This is a genomic window from Corynebacterium stercoris, assembly GCF_024160105.1.
Classification (GTDB): Bacteria; Actinomycetota; Actinomycetes; order Mycobacteriales; family Mycobacteriaceae; genus Corynebacterium; species Corynebacterium stercoris.
Genome location: NZ_JAMFTQ010000003.1, coordinates 18,148 through 32,477, shown reverse-complemented (window position 1 = coordinate 32,477; position 14,330 = coordinate 18,148). Strand labels below are relative to the sequence as shown.

Below are 14,330 nucleotides of genomic sequence, written 5' to 3'. Positions count from 1 at the left end.
GGTATGCGACTTGCCACGTTGACCTCCGGAGGCGACTGCCCGGGCCTGAACGCCGTTATCCGCGGCATCGTCCGGACGGCGAATGCAGAATACGGATCCACCGTCGTGGGCTACCTCGACGGCTGGGTAGGGCTCATGGAGGATCGCCGCATCGATTTGTACGACGATGCATACATCGACTCGATCCTCCTGCGCGGCGGCACCATCCTGGGCACCGGCCGCCTGCACCCTGACAAGTTCAAGGCGGGCATCGACCAGATCAAGGCCAACCTCGACGATGCCGGCATCGACGCGCTGATCGCCATCGGCGGCGAGGGCACCTTGAAGGGCGCGAAGTGGCTCTCCGATAACGGCATCCCGGTGGTCGGCGTGCCGAAGACCATCGACAACGACGTGGCGGCGACGGACTACACCTTCGGCTTCGACACCGCCGTGTCCGTGGCCACCGACGCGATCGACCGCCTCCACACCACCGCGGAGTCGCACAACCGCATCCTCATCGTTGAGGTCATGGGCCGCCACGTGGGCTGGATCGCGCTCCACGCCGGCATGGCGGGCGGCGCGCACTACACCGTGATCCCGGAAGAGCCGTTCGACATCGCGGACATCTGCAAGGCCATGGAGCGCCGTTTCCAGATGGGAGAGAAGTACGGCATCATCGTCGTCGCCGAGGGCGCGGTGCCCAAGGAGGGCACGATGGAAGGCGGCCTCGGCGAGGAGGACGAGTTCGGCCACAAGACGTTCACCGGCATGGGCCAGATCATCGCCGACGAAATCAAGGCGCGCCTGGGCTACGATGTCCGCACCACCGTGCTCGGCCACATCCAGCGCGGCGGCACCCCGACGGCGTACGACCGCGTGCTGGCCACCCGCTACGGCGTCCACGCCGCCCGCGCGGCGCACGAGGGCAACTTCGACACCTGCGTCGCGCTCCGCGGCGAGAACATCGACCTGGTGCCGCTCGAGTCCGCCGTCGCGCACCTCAAGCAGGTGCCGGAGGAGAGGTACAAGACGGCCCGGAGCATGTTCGGCTAAGTGCACGACCGCATTCCGGACCCCTGCCGCCTGCTCATCGTCGGCATCAACCCGGGCGCCCGCTCTGAGGAGGTGGATGCGCCCTTCGCGCACCCCGGGAACCGCTTCTGGCCCGCGCTCGAGGCCGCCGGCATCACGCCCTACCGCGTCCGCGCGGATCAGGGCTTCTCGCTTGACGACGAAACCATGCTGGCCGCCCGCGGCATCGGTTTCACCAACTTGGCCGCCCGCATGACGCCGAAGGCGTCGGATCTCACCCGCGATGAGTTGCGGGACGGGGCGGCGCGCTTGGAAACGATCGTCGAAAAGCACAAGCCGAAGGCGCTCATGGTCGCGGGGATCGGGGCGTTCCGCGACGCGTTCCGACGTCCGAAAGCTACCCGCGGGCTGCAACCCGAGACCATTGCCGGGGTGCCGGTGTGGGTGGTGGGCAACCCGAGCGGGCTGAACGCGCACGAGACGGTGGCGACGCTTGCGGAGAGTTACCGCGAGGTGTGGGAGTCCACGCGCTGACCCCAGCGCTGGCATTTCCACTAGGTGGAACTATAATCCCGCACCATGAACAGTTCGCCCGCTCCCGCTGTCAACCATTCCGCGGAACGCTCCGCCCTCATCGCGTCCGTCGCGTTCCCGATCCTGATCATCATCGGCGGCCTCGTCGGGTACTTCGCGCCCACCGTTGTGGAGCCGGTGTCCGGCTGGACCACCTGGCTGCTCGGCGCGGTCATGTTCGGCATGGGCCTGACACTGAAAGTGCAGGACTTCGCCGTGATCGCCAAGAAGCCGCTGCCGGTGGTCATCGGCGTCATCGCCCAGTTCGTGATCATGCCGCTGATCGCGGTGCTGGTGACCTGGCTGCTGCGCCTGCCGCCGGAGATCGCCGCCGGAGTCATCCTCGTCGGCTGCGCCCCGGGCGGCACGACCTCGAACGTGGTCACCTTCCTCTCCCGCGGCGACGTGGCGCTCTCCGTCGCCATGACCTCGGTGTCCACGCTGCTGGCGCCGATCATGACCCCGCTGCTCACGCTCTGGCTGGCGGGACAGTACCTGCCGGTCAGCGCGGGTTCGATGGCGGTTTCCACCGTGAAGATGGTGCTCATCCCGGTTGTGCTGGGTCTCACCATCACCTTCTTCCTGCCCAAGTTCGCCCAGCTGATTACGCCTGCGCTGCCGTGGATCTCGGTTGTGGCGATCGCCATGATCGTGGCCATCATCGTGCGCGGCTCCCGCGAGCAGATCCCGCAGGCCGGCCTCATCGTGCTCGTCGCGGTGATGATCCACAACCTGCTCGGCTACGCGCTCGGCTACCTCACCGGCAAGGCAACGGGCCAGAACGAATCCACCTCCCGCACCATCGCCGTCGAGGTGGGCATGCAGAACTCCGGCCTCGCCGCGACGCTGGCCAACGCCTACATGACGCCGCTGGCCGCGCTGCCCGGCGTCCTCTTCTCCGTCTGGCACACCCTCTCCGGCTCGCTGTTCGCCATGACGATGCGCGTCAAAGACGACAAGGCGCGCAAAGCCGCCGCTACCGTCTAGCCCATGAGCAGCGACTACTTCGCCGCCCCGGTGCTCGCCAACCAGTGGGTGACCCTGGAACCGCTCGCGCCCGCGCACGCGGACGATCTGGCGGCTGCGGTCGGGCAGCTGCACACGCTGTGGTATCTCGACCACATCCCCGCGGAAGGCGACGTGCCCGCCTACATCGACGGGCTGCTCGCCGAGAAAGATCGCGTCGCGTGGGCGATCGTCGCCCCGACGGGCGAGGCCGTGGGCGTGACCACCTACCTCCACCTGGATCCGGTAAACCGCAACCTCGAGATCGGCTCGACATGGGTCGGGGCAGCGCACCAGGGCTCCCGCATCAACCCGGCCGCGAAGCTGTTGCTGCTCACGCGCGCTTTCGAGGAGCTCGGCTGCCTGCGCGTCGAGATCCGCACGCACTTCATGAACCAGCAGTCCCGCCGTGCAATCGAGAAGCTCGGCGCGCGTCTCGACGGCGTCCTGCGCCGCCACAAAATCCTGGCCAGCGGGCTGGTGCGCGACACCTGCGTGTACTCGATTGTCAACAGCGAATGGCCCGAGGTGAAGGCGGGGCTTGCGGCCCGTCTGCGTTAGCGCACGCTTGCCGACGGCGCTATTCAGCCGCGTCGAGGCCGATATCCAGAATCGTCACCGAGTGCGTGAGCCCGCCGACGGCCAGGAAGTCCACGCCGGTCTCCGCGTAGTCGCGGGCGACGTCGAGGGTGAGGCCGCCGGATGATTCGAGCTTGGTGGCGGGGGAGAGAGTGTCGCGAAGCGCAACACCCTCGCGGGTGAGCTCCACCGAGAAGTTGTCCAGCATCACCATGTCCGGCTGGAACCTGAGCACATCGCGGAGCTGTTCTAAGTCGTCGACCTCGACCTCGCGGGGGAGGTTGGGGAACTGTTCAGTCGTGCGGCGGTAGGCTTCGGCAACGCTGCCGACGGAAGCGACGTGGTTGTCCTTGATCAGCACCTCGTCGCCGAGGCTCATGCGGTGGTTCACGCCGCCGCCGCAGCGTACCGCGTACTTCGCCAGATCCCGGTAACCGGGCAGCGTCTTGCGTGAATCGCGCACCTTCGCTTTCGTGCCGGCGAGCTCCTCAGTCCACTTGTGCGTCTGCGTTGCGATGCCGCTGCCGTAGGTCAAAAGGTTCAGCGCGGTGCGCTCCGCGCTCAAGATTGCCCGCGTGGGGCCGCTGACCGTGGCGAGCACATCGCCGGGTTCGACGACGTCGCCGTCGGTGGCGTAGACCGTGACCTCAATCTCCGGGGAGATCTCGTGCATCGTCCACGCGATGACCTCCAAACCGGCGACCACGCCGGGCTTGCGGGGGACGAAGTTCGCGGTCGTGTGCGCGTCTTCGTCGATCGTCGCCACGGTTGTGGCATCGGGGCCGTGCGCGAAATCCTCCTCGAGACCGAGGCGGATGAGCCGAAGGGTGGAGTCTTTGTGCAACATGGGTTGGGCCTTTCGTCGCGAAGCGGGTGCTCTCCACGCTACGTGGTGCGCGGGTATCCCTCCTGGGCATACCTGCAGGTCAGGTTCCGGGGCAGGTATTCCGGGGCATGTCACAAGCTCGGGGCGCATTTTTCAATAGCGCCTACCGTAATGAAAAATATGGACTGACCAGCAAATCTGCCCCTGAATACCTGCCCGTAAACACCTGCCCCGGAACTTGGGGACAGGGGGCGGGCGCTAGATTGGCACGCATGACTGAGATCGGCCTGCTGGAGGAGATGGCGAGCGCCTACGAGGCGTGGATGCCGCGCAAGCTGCGTGAGTGGTACTCACCTGAGGAGCTGCGCGAGCTCGCCAGGAAGGAGATGCAGCCGCAGGCAGAGCACGTGGGCAACGCCGAGTTCGGCGAGGGGTTTCGCGACTACGTGGAGGAGCTCGGCGGACCGGATGTGGCTGACCCGCTGGAATGGGTGAACAAGCGCGTCGAGTTCACAGACGGCAACTGGTGCGTGTGCGGGATCCGCTTCCTCGGCATGGACCCGGCGAAACCGTTCGTCAGTGTGGCGGCGACATCCGTGCCGCCGGAGCTCGCGGCGCTGGAACCCTACGCCGAGCAGCTGCACCGCGAGTACACCGCCTTCGGCCCGCTGGCGATCCGCTTCGATCTGCCAGACGCGCCGGAGGGCGCCGACGTGGACCAGTGGGTTGTCGCAGGGCTGGTGTCCGAGCTGCGCGAGTACCCGCGGCGCCCGCAGACCGCGCGCATGCAGCTTGTGCGCGCGGAACCGGACGAGGTCGTGGCGTACGCGGATCGGGTGCTGGCGAACGTCGTGAAGCAGAACCCCGATGTCGCCGTGTGGACGGAAACGGCGACACTTGATCAGCTCCATAACTGCGCGGAAACCGGGTCGCTGCGCGCGATTGAGATCGACGGGCAGCGTTCGGGCATCATCGCCGCGGCGCGCGACGACGCGCACGGCATGCGCGGTTTCCAGGTATACGAGTTTCTGCTCGACGACCACGCCCGCGGCCGGGGGCACGCACCTGCGATTATGCAGCTGCTATGCGACGAGCTGCCGGCCGAGGACGGCGACACGCTGTGGGGCACTATCCACGCGGGAAATGTGCCGTCGATAGGCAATGCCCTCGCAGTGGGCCGCGAGAAAATTGCGGCGCACGTGTGGGTGGGCCGGCGCGGCGAGCTGTAGCGCGGTCGCTTCAGGCGGGGAAGTAGACTGGCCAGCATGACTGCGTACGACCTGATGGATTACGACGAGGTACTGGAGAAGTACGACCCGGTCATGGGTCTTGAGGTACACGTCGAGCTGGCCACGGAGACGAAGATGTTCTCGACCTCCTCCGCGCACTTCGGCGCGGAGCCGAACACCAACATTGACCCGGTGTCGCTTGGCCTGCCGGGCGCGCTGCCGGTGGTCAACGCCAAGGGTGTGGAGTGGGCCATCAAGATCGGGCTCGCACTGAATTGCCAGATCGCCGAGTCCTCCCGCTTCGCTCGCAAGAACTATTTTTACCCGGACCAGCCGAAGAACTACCAGATCTCGCAGTACGACGAGCCGATTGCGTACGACGGCTACCTCGACGTCGTGCTCGAGGACGGCACCGAGTGGCGCGTCGAGATCGAGCGCGCCCACATGGAGGAGGACACCGGCAAACTCACCCACCTGGGCTCCGCCTCCGGCCGCATCACCGGCGCCACCGCCTCCCTGGTGGACTGCAACCGCGCCGGCATACCGCTCATCGAGATCGTGACTAAGCCGATCCTCGGCGCGGGCGAGCGGGCGCCCGAGGTTGCGAAGGCGTACGTCGGCGCGCTGCGCGAGCTGGTCAAGGCGCTTGGCGTGTCCGACGCGCGCATGGACCAGGGCTCCATGCGCTGCGATGCGAACGTGTCCCTGCGCCCGATCGGCCAGGAGGAGTTCGGCACCCGCACCGAGACGAAGAACATCAACTCCCTGAAGTCCGTCGAGCAGGCCGTGCGCTTCGAGATGCAGCGCCAGGCCGCAGCGCTGGAGAACGGCGAGGAGATTGTCCAGGAGACCCGCCACTACCAGGAGAAGGACGGCACCACATCTAAGGGCCGCCCGAAGGAAGAGGCCTCCGACTACCGCTACTTCAACGACCCGGATCTGCCGCCGGTGATCGCGAAGCCGGAGTGGGTTGAAGAGATTCGGGCCACGCTGCCGGAGCTGCCGTGGGTGCGCCGCGCGCGCATTCAGGAGGAGTGGCAGCTGCCGGAGAAGGAGTTCCGCGACCTAGTCAACGCCGGTGCGCTCGACCTGATCGTCGACACTGTAGAGGCGGGCACCACGCCGGACGAGGCCCGCGCTTGGTGGGTCAGCTACATCAACGGCAAGGCCAACGAGCTGGGCAAGGACCTCGACGCTCTCGGCGTCGCGCCGGCTGATGTCGCCCGCGTGGTTGCACTGGTCAAGGAAGGCAAGCTGACCACTAAGCTCGGCCGCCAGGCCATCGACGGCGTCATCGCCGGCGAGGGCTCGGTCGACGAGGTTGTCGCTGCTCGCGGGCTCGAGGTCGTGCGTGACGACGGCGCTATTGAGCGCGCCGTCGACGAAGCGCTGGCCGCGAACCCGGACATCGTGGAGAAGTACCGCGCCGGCAACACGAAGGTCACCGGCGCGATCGTGGGCGCTGTGATGAAGGCGACCCAGGGCAAGGCTGACCCGGGTCAGGTGAACAAGCTCATCGCCCAGAAGTTGGCTCAGTAGTCAGCAACTGACAGAGCCCCGCAGCGCGCAGTGCGGCTTGCGGGGCTCATCGCTTTATTGCTTGGCTTCCGGCTTCACTGCCGGGAACTCGCCGGTGCGGTACATCTCGTCGTACGCGCGCCAGTGAATCTCGTCGCCCGGGGTATCGGGGGCGCCGTCGTACTCCGCGGATTCCGGGTCGAGGGCGGGGACGTCCTTGAGGTTGAAGTCGCTTGCGGCGTCGGCGTCGAGGTCGGCCGCGACTTCCTCCTGCACGGACTGCCACAGCTCCTTGCTGGCGACGTGGGAGTCGGAGACAAGCTCTTCAACCTCGGCGCGCTCGCGGGAGGAAAGATCATCGGTGGCGGGATCCAACTGCGCCTCAGCCAGCTCCGCGAGGCGCTCGCGGCGGCCCGTCTCCTCCTTGATGTCTTGACGGTCGCGGAACCAGGCAGCGCCCATCACCACGGCAAGGACGAGGCCGAGGTAACCCAGGAGCGGGTAGACCCAGCCAACAAGGTCTGCGAAGCCGATGAAGGAGAGCGCGAAGCCGACGAGTACCACGGCGAAGTAGTAGGGGCGGAACTTGCCGGGTTTGTCGTGGCTGAGGCGGCGGCCGAGGGCGTACAGGAGGCCGACCGCGGTGTTGTAGATCATCAGGTAGATGACAATGGAAACCAATGTGCCGACGGTCGGGTGCATGGTGTCAAAGACCATGAGCAGCGGCATGTCCGCGCCCATGATGTTCTCCATGTTGAAGAACAGAATGAACACCAGAATCATCAGGAGCACCGCGAAGATGATGCCGCCGAGGAGCCCGCCCTTACCGGCCTGCGCGGGGTTCATGTGGGAGCCCGCGAACACCAGCATCATTGAGGTATCCATAATCATGACGAGCGTGGCGTAGTTCAACGCGGTGATCAGCCAGTTGTTGAACGTGCCCGAGGCGTGCGGGTTCTGCTGGGCCAGTTCATTCAGCTGCCCGACGTTGTCCGGCATGTTCATCAGGGTGATGACAAAGGCGCCGAGCAGGCAGACGATCAGCAGCGGCGTGATGAATGAGATGACGCTGGTCAGCTTGTCAATGTCCAAGAATCCGGACCCGATGAGAAGCGCGACCATGATCGCCGCGCCCATCCACGTCGGTAGGCCGAATTGCTGCTCGAGGTTGGCGCCTGCGCCGGCGATCATGACGAAGCCGATACAGAACAGGGTGAACATAGTGGTGATATCCATGAACCGAGCCACCCACGGGCGCGAGACGCTGCGGAACACTGCACTGTGGTCGTCTGCGAGGTAGTAGGAGCCCAGCTGGTATACCGAGGCGCTGAACACGGCGATTGTGATGCCGGCGACAGCCGCGCCGACGATGCCCCAGTAGCCGAACGAGAGGAAGTACTGGATAACTTCCTGCCCGGAGGCAAAGCCCGCGCCGACGGTGAGGCCGACGAGGGCGAGTGCCACTTTCAGTGTTTTACTCATGCGGGTGCGGTCCTTCCCTAACGGTGGTCAAAACGGCACCGATGGTAACACTACTTCGCGTGGTCCCGGATCTTTGTCAGGATTGCTTTGAGCTGGTCCGCCTCTTCCACCGACACGGCCTCGAAGATCGATGCCTGCAGGGTGTGGATGAGATCCGGTGTCGCGTGCACCATGAACTCCACGCCTTCCGGGGTGAGGGACGCGATAGTGGAGCGGCGGTCTTGGGTGCTGCGGTGGCGCTCCGTCAGGCCGCGACTCTCGAGGCGGTCCATGACGTGGGACAGGCGGGAAGGGGACATGTGCGTCCCACCGGCGAGCTGGGACATCGTGGTGCGGTGGTTCTCAGCCTGGGCGATGGCGAGCATGGTGAGGTAGTCGACAAAGGCCATCTTATGGGTCGACTTCAGGTGCTCGTCGAAGTGAGAGGGCACCCAGGTGATGAAATCCCACAAGGTGGTCCAGACGTCCGCATCATGCTCGTCCAGCCAGTGAAAACGTTCCATGGTGGAAACTGTAACCCACACTCGCGGGGGCTATTCTTTCAACCTATGATGACAATCCGCCCGGCGACCGAAGCCGACGTGCCCGGGATCTTTCGCATGATCAATGAGTTGGCTGAGTACGAGAAGCAGCCGCAAGACGTCACGTCGACGGAGGAGGACGTGCGCGAGCACCTGTTCGCCGACAACCCGAAGGTCTTCGCGCACGTGGCCGTCGTCGACGGCGACATCGCCGGCATGGCGCTGTGGTTCTTGAACTACTCCACGTGGCAGGGCCGCCACGGCATCTGGCTGGAGGACTTGTACGTCCGCGAGTCGGCGCGCGGCAACGGCATCGGCACCGCGCTGCTCAAGGAGCTGGCGAAGATCGCGGTGGAGAACGACTACCGACGCGTCGAGTGGTCGGTGCTGAAGTGGAACACCCCGTCGATCGGTTTTTACACATCGATCGGCGCCAACGACATGGGGGACTGGTCGACCATGCGTCTCGACGGCGAGGCTCTGCAGGTCCTCGGCTCCTAACTGGCGGGCAGCCACGCCGATTCGGCTCCACCATGGCTGCGCGCGCGTCGCTTAGATTGCTAGACATGGCATCGAATACCCGCGACGCGCGCCCCGAAGACTTTGACGCTTTCGACGTTCCCACCTACCAACCCACCGCAAACTCCGAGCCGACCGAGGTCATCCCCGCCACCGGCGGCTCGACCGCGGCGAACATCTCGGACCGCGTAGACACCACGAGCTTCGCAGCCGCCCCGGCGGCTCCGGCAGCTCCCGGCGTGTACACCACCGAGACCACCGCGTTGGACCGCGAGCCGGTCTATATCGCCCCGGCTGATCCGGTGTACGAAGAGGTCGCTGTGGTCAGCGAGCCGGCGGTGGAAACGAACGTCGAAAAGCGCGGCACCATCGACCTCGGGCTGCTCCTGCTGCGCCTGCTGTTCGGTGGGTACCTGATTCTGCAGTCGCTGAGCACGTTCTTCCGCTTCGGCGGCTCCGACGGTATCGCCGGGCTGGAAACCGCGTTCGCGGGCTACCCGTACGCGGACGGCCTGGCGATCATGGTGCCGACGCTGCAGCTCGCAGCCGGCGTTTTCCTGCTCCTGGGCCTAATCACGCCGGTGGCGGCGGCGGTGGCGGTGGCCGTGACGGCGTTCATGGCGCTGCACGCGATCACGGCGTCGGACCTCGGCTGGAACGTACTGACCTGGAACGCGGGCGTGTGGCTCCCGGTGCTGCTGCTGGGCATCGCCATTGTGCTGCAGTTCACCGGCCCGGGCCTGTACGGCGTCGATGCCGGCCGCAGCTGGGCGCGGCGCCCGCTCGCATCCTCCTGGATCTGGCTGGTCGTCGGCCTGGCGCTCGCGGGCGTGGTCTGGTGGTTCGGCACCGGCATCAACCCGCTGCAGCCGGCGGCATAGCGCAGCTACGAAGGTAGGAGGCCCGCCCCACAAGGATCGTGGAGCGGGCCTCGCCGATTACGCGGTCCGGATTAGTCGATCTGGCGAACTGCGCCCTTGTCGGCGGAGGTCGCCATCTTCGCGTACGCGCGCAGCGCCTTGGACACCTCGCGGACGCGGTTCGGGGTCCACGGGCGTTCCGACGCCTCCATTGCGGCGCGGCGCTCCGCGAGAACCTCGTCGTCCACATCCAGCGTGAGGGAGCGGTTGGACACGGAGATCGATATGGTGTCGCCGTTTTCCACCAGGCCGATGAGGCCGCCGTGGGCCGCCTCGGGGGAGATGTGGCCGATCGACAAGCCGGACGTGCCGCCGGAGAAGCGGCCGTCGGTGATCAGGGCGCACTTCTTGCCCAGGCCGGCGCCCTTGAGGAAGGACGTCGGGTGAAGCATTTCCTGCATGCCCGGGCCGCCGGAGGGGCCCTCGTAGCGGATCACCACGACTTCGCCCTCGAGCACCTCGCGGGCCAGGATCATGGACACGGCCTGCTCCTGCGAATCCACCACGCGGGCCGGGCCGGAGAACTCCCACAGGCCCTCTTCAACGCCGGCGGTCTTGAGGATGGCACCGTCCGGTGCGAGATTGCCGCGGAGCACCACAAGGCCGCCGTCGGAAGTAATGGGGTGCTCGACGTCGTGGATTACGCCATTCGCGGCATCGGTGTCCAGCGACTCCCAGCGCGCGGACTGGGAGAACGCCTCCGTGGTGCGCTGGCCGCCCGGGGCGGCGTGGAAGAGCTCCACAGCCTCGTCTGTAGCGTTGCCGCCGCGGATGTCCCAATCGCTGAGCCAAGCGTCGAAGGAGTCGTAGGCCACCGTGTGCACGTTGGTGTTCAGCAAGCCGCCGCGGTGCAGCTCGCCCAGGATGGCGGGGATGCCGCCGGCGCGGTGCACGTCTTCCACGTGCGCCTCGCCGTTGGGCGCCACCTTGGACAGGCACGGGATGCGGTGGGAGAGCGCGTCGATGTCCGTGAGGTCGAAGTCCACCTCACCCTCCTGCGCCGCGGCCAGGATGTGGAGGATCGTGTTGGTGGATCCGCCCATGGCCATATCCAGCGCCATCGCGTTCTGGAACGCCTCGACGGTGGCGATGGAGCGCGGCAGCACCGACTCGTCGCCCTGGCCGTAGTAGCGCTCGCAGAGCTCCACAATGCGGGTGCCGGCCTTCTCGAACAGGTCGCGGCGCGCGGTGTGGGTGGCCAGGGTGGTGCCGTTGCCCGGCAGGGAGAGGCCGAGTGCCTCGGTGAGGCAGTTCATCGAGTTGGCGGTGAACATGCCGGAGCAGGAGCCGCAGGTGGGGCAGGCGTGGTTGGCAATGTCGTCGAGCTCGGCGTCGGAGACGGCGTCGTTGGCGGACAGCGCGATTGCGTCGATGAGGTCCGACTTCGGCTTGACCACGCCGCCGGCGTTGATCGCCTTGCCGGCCTCCATCGGGCCGCCGGAGACGAACACGGCCGGGATGTTCAGGCGCATCGCCGCGTTGAGCATGCCCGGGGTGATCTTGTCGCAGTTGGAGATGCACACCATCGCGTCGACGGTGTGCGCGTTGCACATGTACTCCACCGAGTCGGAGATGATCTCGCGGCTGGGCAGGGAGTAGAGCATGCCGGCGTGGCCCATGGCAATGCCGTCATCCACCGCGATGGTGTTGAACTCCTTGGGCACGCCGCCGGCTGCGCGGATCGCGTCCGCCACAATGTCGCCGACGTTCTTCAGGTGCACGTGGCCGGGCACGAACTGGGTGTAAGAGTTGACCACGGCCACGATGGGCTTGCCAAACTCCTGCTCGGCTGTGCCGGTGGCGCGCCACAGCGCGCGGGCACCTGCGGCTTGGCGGCCGACGGTGGTGACTCGGGAACGAAGCGGAATCACTTGGTCTCTCCTTGCGGGTTCGGTGCGGTAGGGCGCGGGCCGGGGATGTCCGGGTGCGTCTTCAGATACTCGTCATACTCTTCGCGCGTGAGCAGGACGCCGCGGCCTTCCTTATCGATGATCTCGTATTTGCCGTCGGCAGCCTCCTGCGCCTGGGTGATCACGTCGGTGATGCGGCCGCGCGAGGCCTCGGCGAGATCCGGCAGCGAGTTGAAGGTTACGCCCGGCATGGGGTATTCCTCGCCGGTCTTAGTAGTGGCCTGCGCCTTCGACCCGGTGAAGCCAACGCCGGCGAGGTCGTCCCAGCCAACTTTCGCGTCCTTGCGGAACAGGTAAGTCATTGCCAAACCGTCCTCGCCCACGGTGGTGGAGGATTTGTACACCCACGCAAGCGCGATCACGGGGATAATCAGCAGCCAGCCGAGCACGAGCGGCGCCCAAGAGATGCCGATGAGCGCAATGCCCGTCATCAACACAATCGCGATGACATGCTCGCGGGAGGGCCGGAAAACCTTGGGCTCGTCGCTCATGCGTGCAATGCTAGTCAAGGCGTTCTCGTCCGCGAACTGGGTCCAGGTTCTGCGTCGCATTCTTCGATTCGGTGCTTGTTGCGGTGGTGGTCTCCCCGGTCGTGGTCGGCGTCGGCTCGCTCGTCGCCGTGTTCTCGCTGCGCGGCGTCGGCTGCGGCGACGGCTCCGGGCTCGTCGCGCTCTCCGGCACAGGGGCCGGCCGCGTGCCGACGCTCGTTTCCTCCGCAGTCGTCGTCACCGCTGTCCGCGGCGGGGGAGCGAGCACACCCGCGTTCGCCGATTCGCTGTCCGGGTCCAGCGTCATCCCGCGCACGAGCAGCGCCACGCCGAACGCGACCAGCAGCCACATGGTGCTCACGCGCATCAGCCCGTCGAACACCGTCTTCGGTGCCTGCTCGTCGGTCTCTGCATCCTCCGCGGTGTCCGCGACGCCTTCCGTCTCTACCGCGGGGTCGTCCGCGGGCTTTGGCTTTGCGACGACCGGTTCCATCCGCTCCGTCGGCGGGTACGCCTCCGGATCGATCCCGGGCGCGGCTGGGAGCGGGGTGGTCTGCTTGCTGGCGTCGGCAAGCGGGAAAAGCGCCGGCGGGCGGCCGTACTCCTCCCAGAACTCGTCGAGGATGGCGATGCGGATGGCGCGCTCAACCATCCACTGGCTGAGCGGCTCGACGCGCACCATGAAGCGCATGTCCACCGTCCACGGCAGGCCGGCCGCGGTCGGCGGATTGACCTCGACGGCGGGGTGGACCTGCAGCTCGCCGATGACCTTCTCGTGGATCTCGGGACGCGAGATGGCGCGGCGCGTCGCGCGTTCGGCGCGTTCGATGGCGTGCTCGGCGGACTCGGAGCCGTCGAGGGGCACGGGCATAACCACCAGCGCGTTGACCCAGTAGTTGGACTGGTTGATGTAGATGCGCGCGGCGGAGTTGGGGACCGTCACCGTCGCCTGGTTGAGGGTGCGGATCTGGGTGGCACGCATCGTGATCTGGATGACATCGCCGTTGATGTCTAGCCCGTTGCCCTTGAAGGTGACGTTATCGCCCACGCCGTACTGCTTCTCGGTGAGGATGAAGAAGCCCGCCAGGAAGTCGGCGATGATGCTCTGCGCGCCGAAACCGATGGCGGCGGAGGCGACGGTGGCAGGGATTGCCGCGCCGGCGAGCGAGAAGCCGAGCTGCTGCAGGATGAAGATGAAGATGAGGAAGTATGCGATCAGCTGGATGATGTACACACCCACGCCCGCCACCGCGAGCTGGCTCTTGCCCTCGTTGGGGTCCGCGGACTCGCGCACCCGGCGCCCGAGGACGCGTTTGGTGAAACGCCCTGCTCGCGGCACCAGCAGCGCCATGAGGACGAGCAGCACGAGGTTGATGCCCGTGTCAGCGAACCAGCGCCAGACTTCCTGGAAGATGTAGGCAAACGGCATAGTGCATAAAACCCTAGCCCCAGTTGCTTACACGGGGCTAGGGGATGTGTATGATCTAGCGCATGATCACCACGCGACTTGCTGTAGTAGTACTTCCGATGCGGCGCTTGCCGTAGCGGTCACTGCATCAAGCCGTTAAAACAAGCGCCCTCGAGAGCATCTGTGCTCGCTCGGGGGCTTTTGTTTTGAGATCTGAAATTTCCTGCTTCGACCATCTGTGACGCGAGGAGACGTGTAACGTGGCAACCCCAACCCAGCCCGTTGGGCCCGGCGCAGCCGCCGGGAACCCGCAGGGCCACAAGGGCGCCGGCGCTCAG

At 66.3% G+C, this 14,330-nt stretch carries 14 protein-coding genes; 8 read left to right on the top strand and 6 right to left on the bottom strand.

Annotated elements, in window-relative coordinates:
- Nucleotides 1–3 precede the first annotated feature (3 nt).
- Genes M5J20_RS03645 through M5J20_RS03630 form a run of 4 tightly spaced genes read left to right on the top strand, consistent with a single transcriptional unit; the run spans nt 4 to nt 3,153 of the window.
- On the top strand, nt 4–1,035 hold the full coding sequence (locus M5J20_RS03645) for a 6-phosphofructokinase (RefSeq protein ID WP_253576434.1): 1,032 nt from the start codon (nt 4–6) through the stop codon (nt 1,033–1,035).
- On the top strand, nt 1,036–1,548 hold the full coding sequence (locus tag M5J20_RS03640; protein ID WP_253576432.1) for a mismatch-specific DNA-glycosylase: 513 nt from the start codon (nt 1,036–1,038) through the stop codon (nt 1,546–1,548). It begins immediately after the preceding gene.
- Nucleotides 1,549–1,593: 45 nt separating this feature from the next.
- Complete coding sequence (locus M5J20_RS03635; protein WP_253576430.1) at nt 1,594–2,574, top strand: bile acid:sodium symporter family protein; 981 nt, start codon at nt 1,594–1,596, stop codon at nt 2,572–2,574.
- A 3-nt stretch (nt 2,575–2,577) separates the two neighbouring features.
- A complete protein-coding gene (locus M5J20_RS03630; RefSeq protein WP_253576428.1) occupies nt 2,578–3,153 on the top strand; it encodes a GNAT family N-acetyltransferase in 576 nt (191 codons plus the stop codon).
- A gap of 19 nt (nt 3,154–3,172) precedes the next feature.
- Here the strand turns inward: M5J20_RS03630 and nadC are convergent, their stop codons facing one another.
- Nucleotides 3,173–4,018, bottom strand: a complete 846-nt coding sequence (gene nadC, locus M5J20_RS03625) for a carboxylating nicotinate-nucleotide diphosphorylase (protein ID WP_253576427.1) — start codon at nt 4,016–4,018, stop codon at nt 3,173–3,175.
- A 251-nt stretch (nt 4,019–4,269) separates the two neighbouring features.
- Here nadC and M5J20_RS03620 point away from each other — a divergent pair, with 251 nt between their 5' ends.
- On the top strand, nt 4,270–5,226 hold the full coding sequence (locus M5J20_RS03620) for a hypothetical protein (RefSeq protein WP_253576425.1): 957 nt from the start codon (nt 4,270–4,272) through the stop codon (nt 5,224–5,226).
- 36 nt (nt 5,227–5,262) lie between these two features.
- Nucleotides 5,263–6,765, top strand: coding sequence for an Asp-tRNA(Asn)/Glu-tRNA(Gln) amidotransferase subunit GatB (gene gatB / locus M5J20_RS03615; RefSeq protein ID WP_253576422.1), 1,503 nt, complete (start codon nt 5,263–5,265; stop codon nt 6,763–6,765).
- Nucleotides 6,766–6,819: 54 nt separating this feature from the next.
- Here gatB and M5J20_RS03610 read toward each other — a convergent pair whose 3' ends face one another.
- Complete coding sequence (locus M5J20_RS03610; protein WP_253576420.1) at nt 6,820–8,226, bottom strand: YkvI family membrane protein; 1,407 nt, start codon at nt 8,224–8,226, stop codon at nt 6,820–6,822.
- A gap of 50 nt (nt 8,227–8,276) precedes the next feature.
- Complete coding sequence (locus M5J20_RS03605; RefSeq protein ID WP_253576418.1) at nt 8,277–8,729, bottom strand: MarR family winged helix-turn-helix transcriptional regulator; 453 nt, start codon at nt 8,727–8,729, stop codon at nt 8,277–8,279.
- Nucleotides 8,730–8,774: 45 nt separating this feature from the next.
- Here M5J20_RS03605 and M5J20_RS03600 point away from each other — a divergent pair, with 45 nt between their 5' ends.
- Entirely contained in the window at nt 8,775–9,248 is a 474-nt protein-coding gene (locus M5J20_RS03600) for a GNAT family N-acetyltransferase (protein ID WP_437177615.1), read from the top strand.
- 65 nt (nt 9,249–9,313) lie between these two features.
- Entirely contained in the window at nt 9,314–10,147 is an 834-nt protein-coding gene (locus M5J20_RS03595) for a DoxX family protein (protein ID WP_253576416.1), read from the top strand.
- 71 nt (nt 10,148–10,218) lie between these two features.
- Here M5J20_RS03595 and ilvD read toward each other — a convergent pair whose 3' ends face one another.
- Genes ilvD through M5J20_RS03580 form a run of 3 tightly spaced genes read right to left on the bottom strand, consistent with a single transcriptional unit; the run spans nt 10,219 to nt 14,013 of the window.
- On the bottom strand, nt 10,219–12,057 hold the full coding sequence (ilvD, locus tag M5J20_RS03590) for a dihydroxy-acid dehydratase (protein WP_253576414.1): 1,839 nt from the start codon (nt 12,055–12,057) through the stop codon (nt 10,219–10,221).
- Nucleotides 12,054–12,587 carry a PH domain-containing protein gene (locus M5J20_RS03585; protein ID WP_253576412.1) on the bottom strand — a complete coding sequence of 178 codons (534 nt, stop codon included), beginning with the start codon at nt 12,585–12,587 and terminating at the stop codon, nt 12,054–12,056. The genes ilvD and M5J20_RS03585 overlap by 4 nt, the downstream gene beginning before the upstream one ends.
- A gap of 10 nt (nt 12,588–12,597) precedes the next feature.
- Nucleotides 12,598–14,013, bottom strand: coding sequence for a mechanosensitive ion channel family protein (locus M5J20_RS03580; protein WP_253576410.1), 1,416 nt, complete (start codon nt 14,011–14,013; stop codon nt 12,598–12,600).
- Between the last annotated feature and the right edge of the window lie 317 nt (nt 14,014–14,330).

Bases quoted from the DNA above. Each gene is read 5' to 3' on its own strand.
- M5J20_RS03645 (WP_253576434.1), top strand. From the start codon at position 4: ATGCGACTTGCCACGTTGACCTCCGGAGGCGACTGCCCGGGCCTGAAC.
- M5J20_RS03635 (WP_253576430.1), top strand. From the start codon at position 1,594: ATGAACAGTTCGCCCGCTCCCGCTGTCAACCATTCCGCGGAACGCTCC.
- M5J20_RS03630 (WP_253576428.1), top strand. From the start codon at position 2,578: ATGAGCAGCGACTACTTCGCCGCCCCGGTGCTCGCCAACCAGTGGGTG.
- nadC (WP_253576427.1), bottom strand. From the start codon at position 4,018: ATGTTGCACAAAGACTCCACCCTTCGGCTCATCCGCCTCGGTCTCGAG.
- M5J20_RS03620 (WP_253576425.1), top strand. From the start codon at position 4,270: ATGACTGAGATCGGCCTGCTGGAGGAGATGGCGAGCGCCTACGAGGCG.
- gatB (WP_253576422.1), top strand. From the start codon at position 5,263: ATGACTGCGTACGACCTGATGGATTACGACGAGGTACTGGAGAAGTAC.
- M5J20_RS03610 (WP_253576420.1), bottom strand. From the start codon at position 8,226: ATGAGTAAAACACTGAAAGTGGCACTCGCCCTCGTCGGCCTCACCGTC.
- M5J20_RS03605 (WP_253576418.1), bottom strand. From the start codon at position 8,729: ATGGAACGTTTTCACTGGCTGGACGAGCATGATGCGGACGTCTGGACC.
- M5J20_RS03600 (WP_437177615.1), top strand. From the start codon at position 8,775: ATGATGACAATCCGCCCGGCGACCGAAGCCGACGTGCCCGGGATCTTT.
- M5J20_RS03595 (WP_253576416.1), top strand. From the start codon at position 9,314: ATGGCATCGAATACCCGCGACGCGCGCCCCGAAGACTTTGACGCTTTC.
- M5J20_RS03585 (WP_253576412.1), bottom strand. From the start codon at position 12,587: ATGAGCGACGAGCCCAAGGTTTTCCGGCCCTCCCGCGAGCATGTCATC.
- M5J20_RS03580 (WP_253576410.1), bottom strand. From the start codon at position 14,013: ATGCCGTTTGCCTACATCTTCCAGGAAGTCTGGCGCTGGTTCGCTGAC.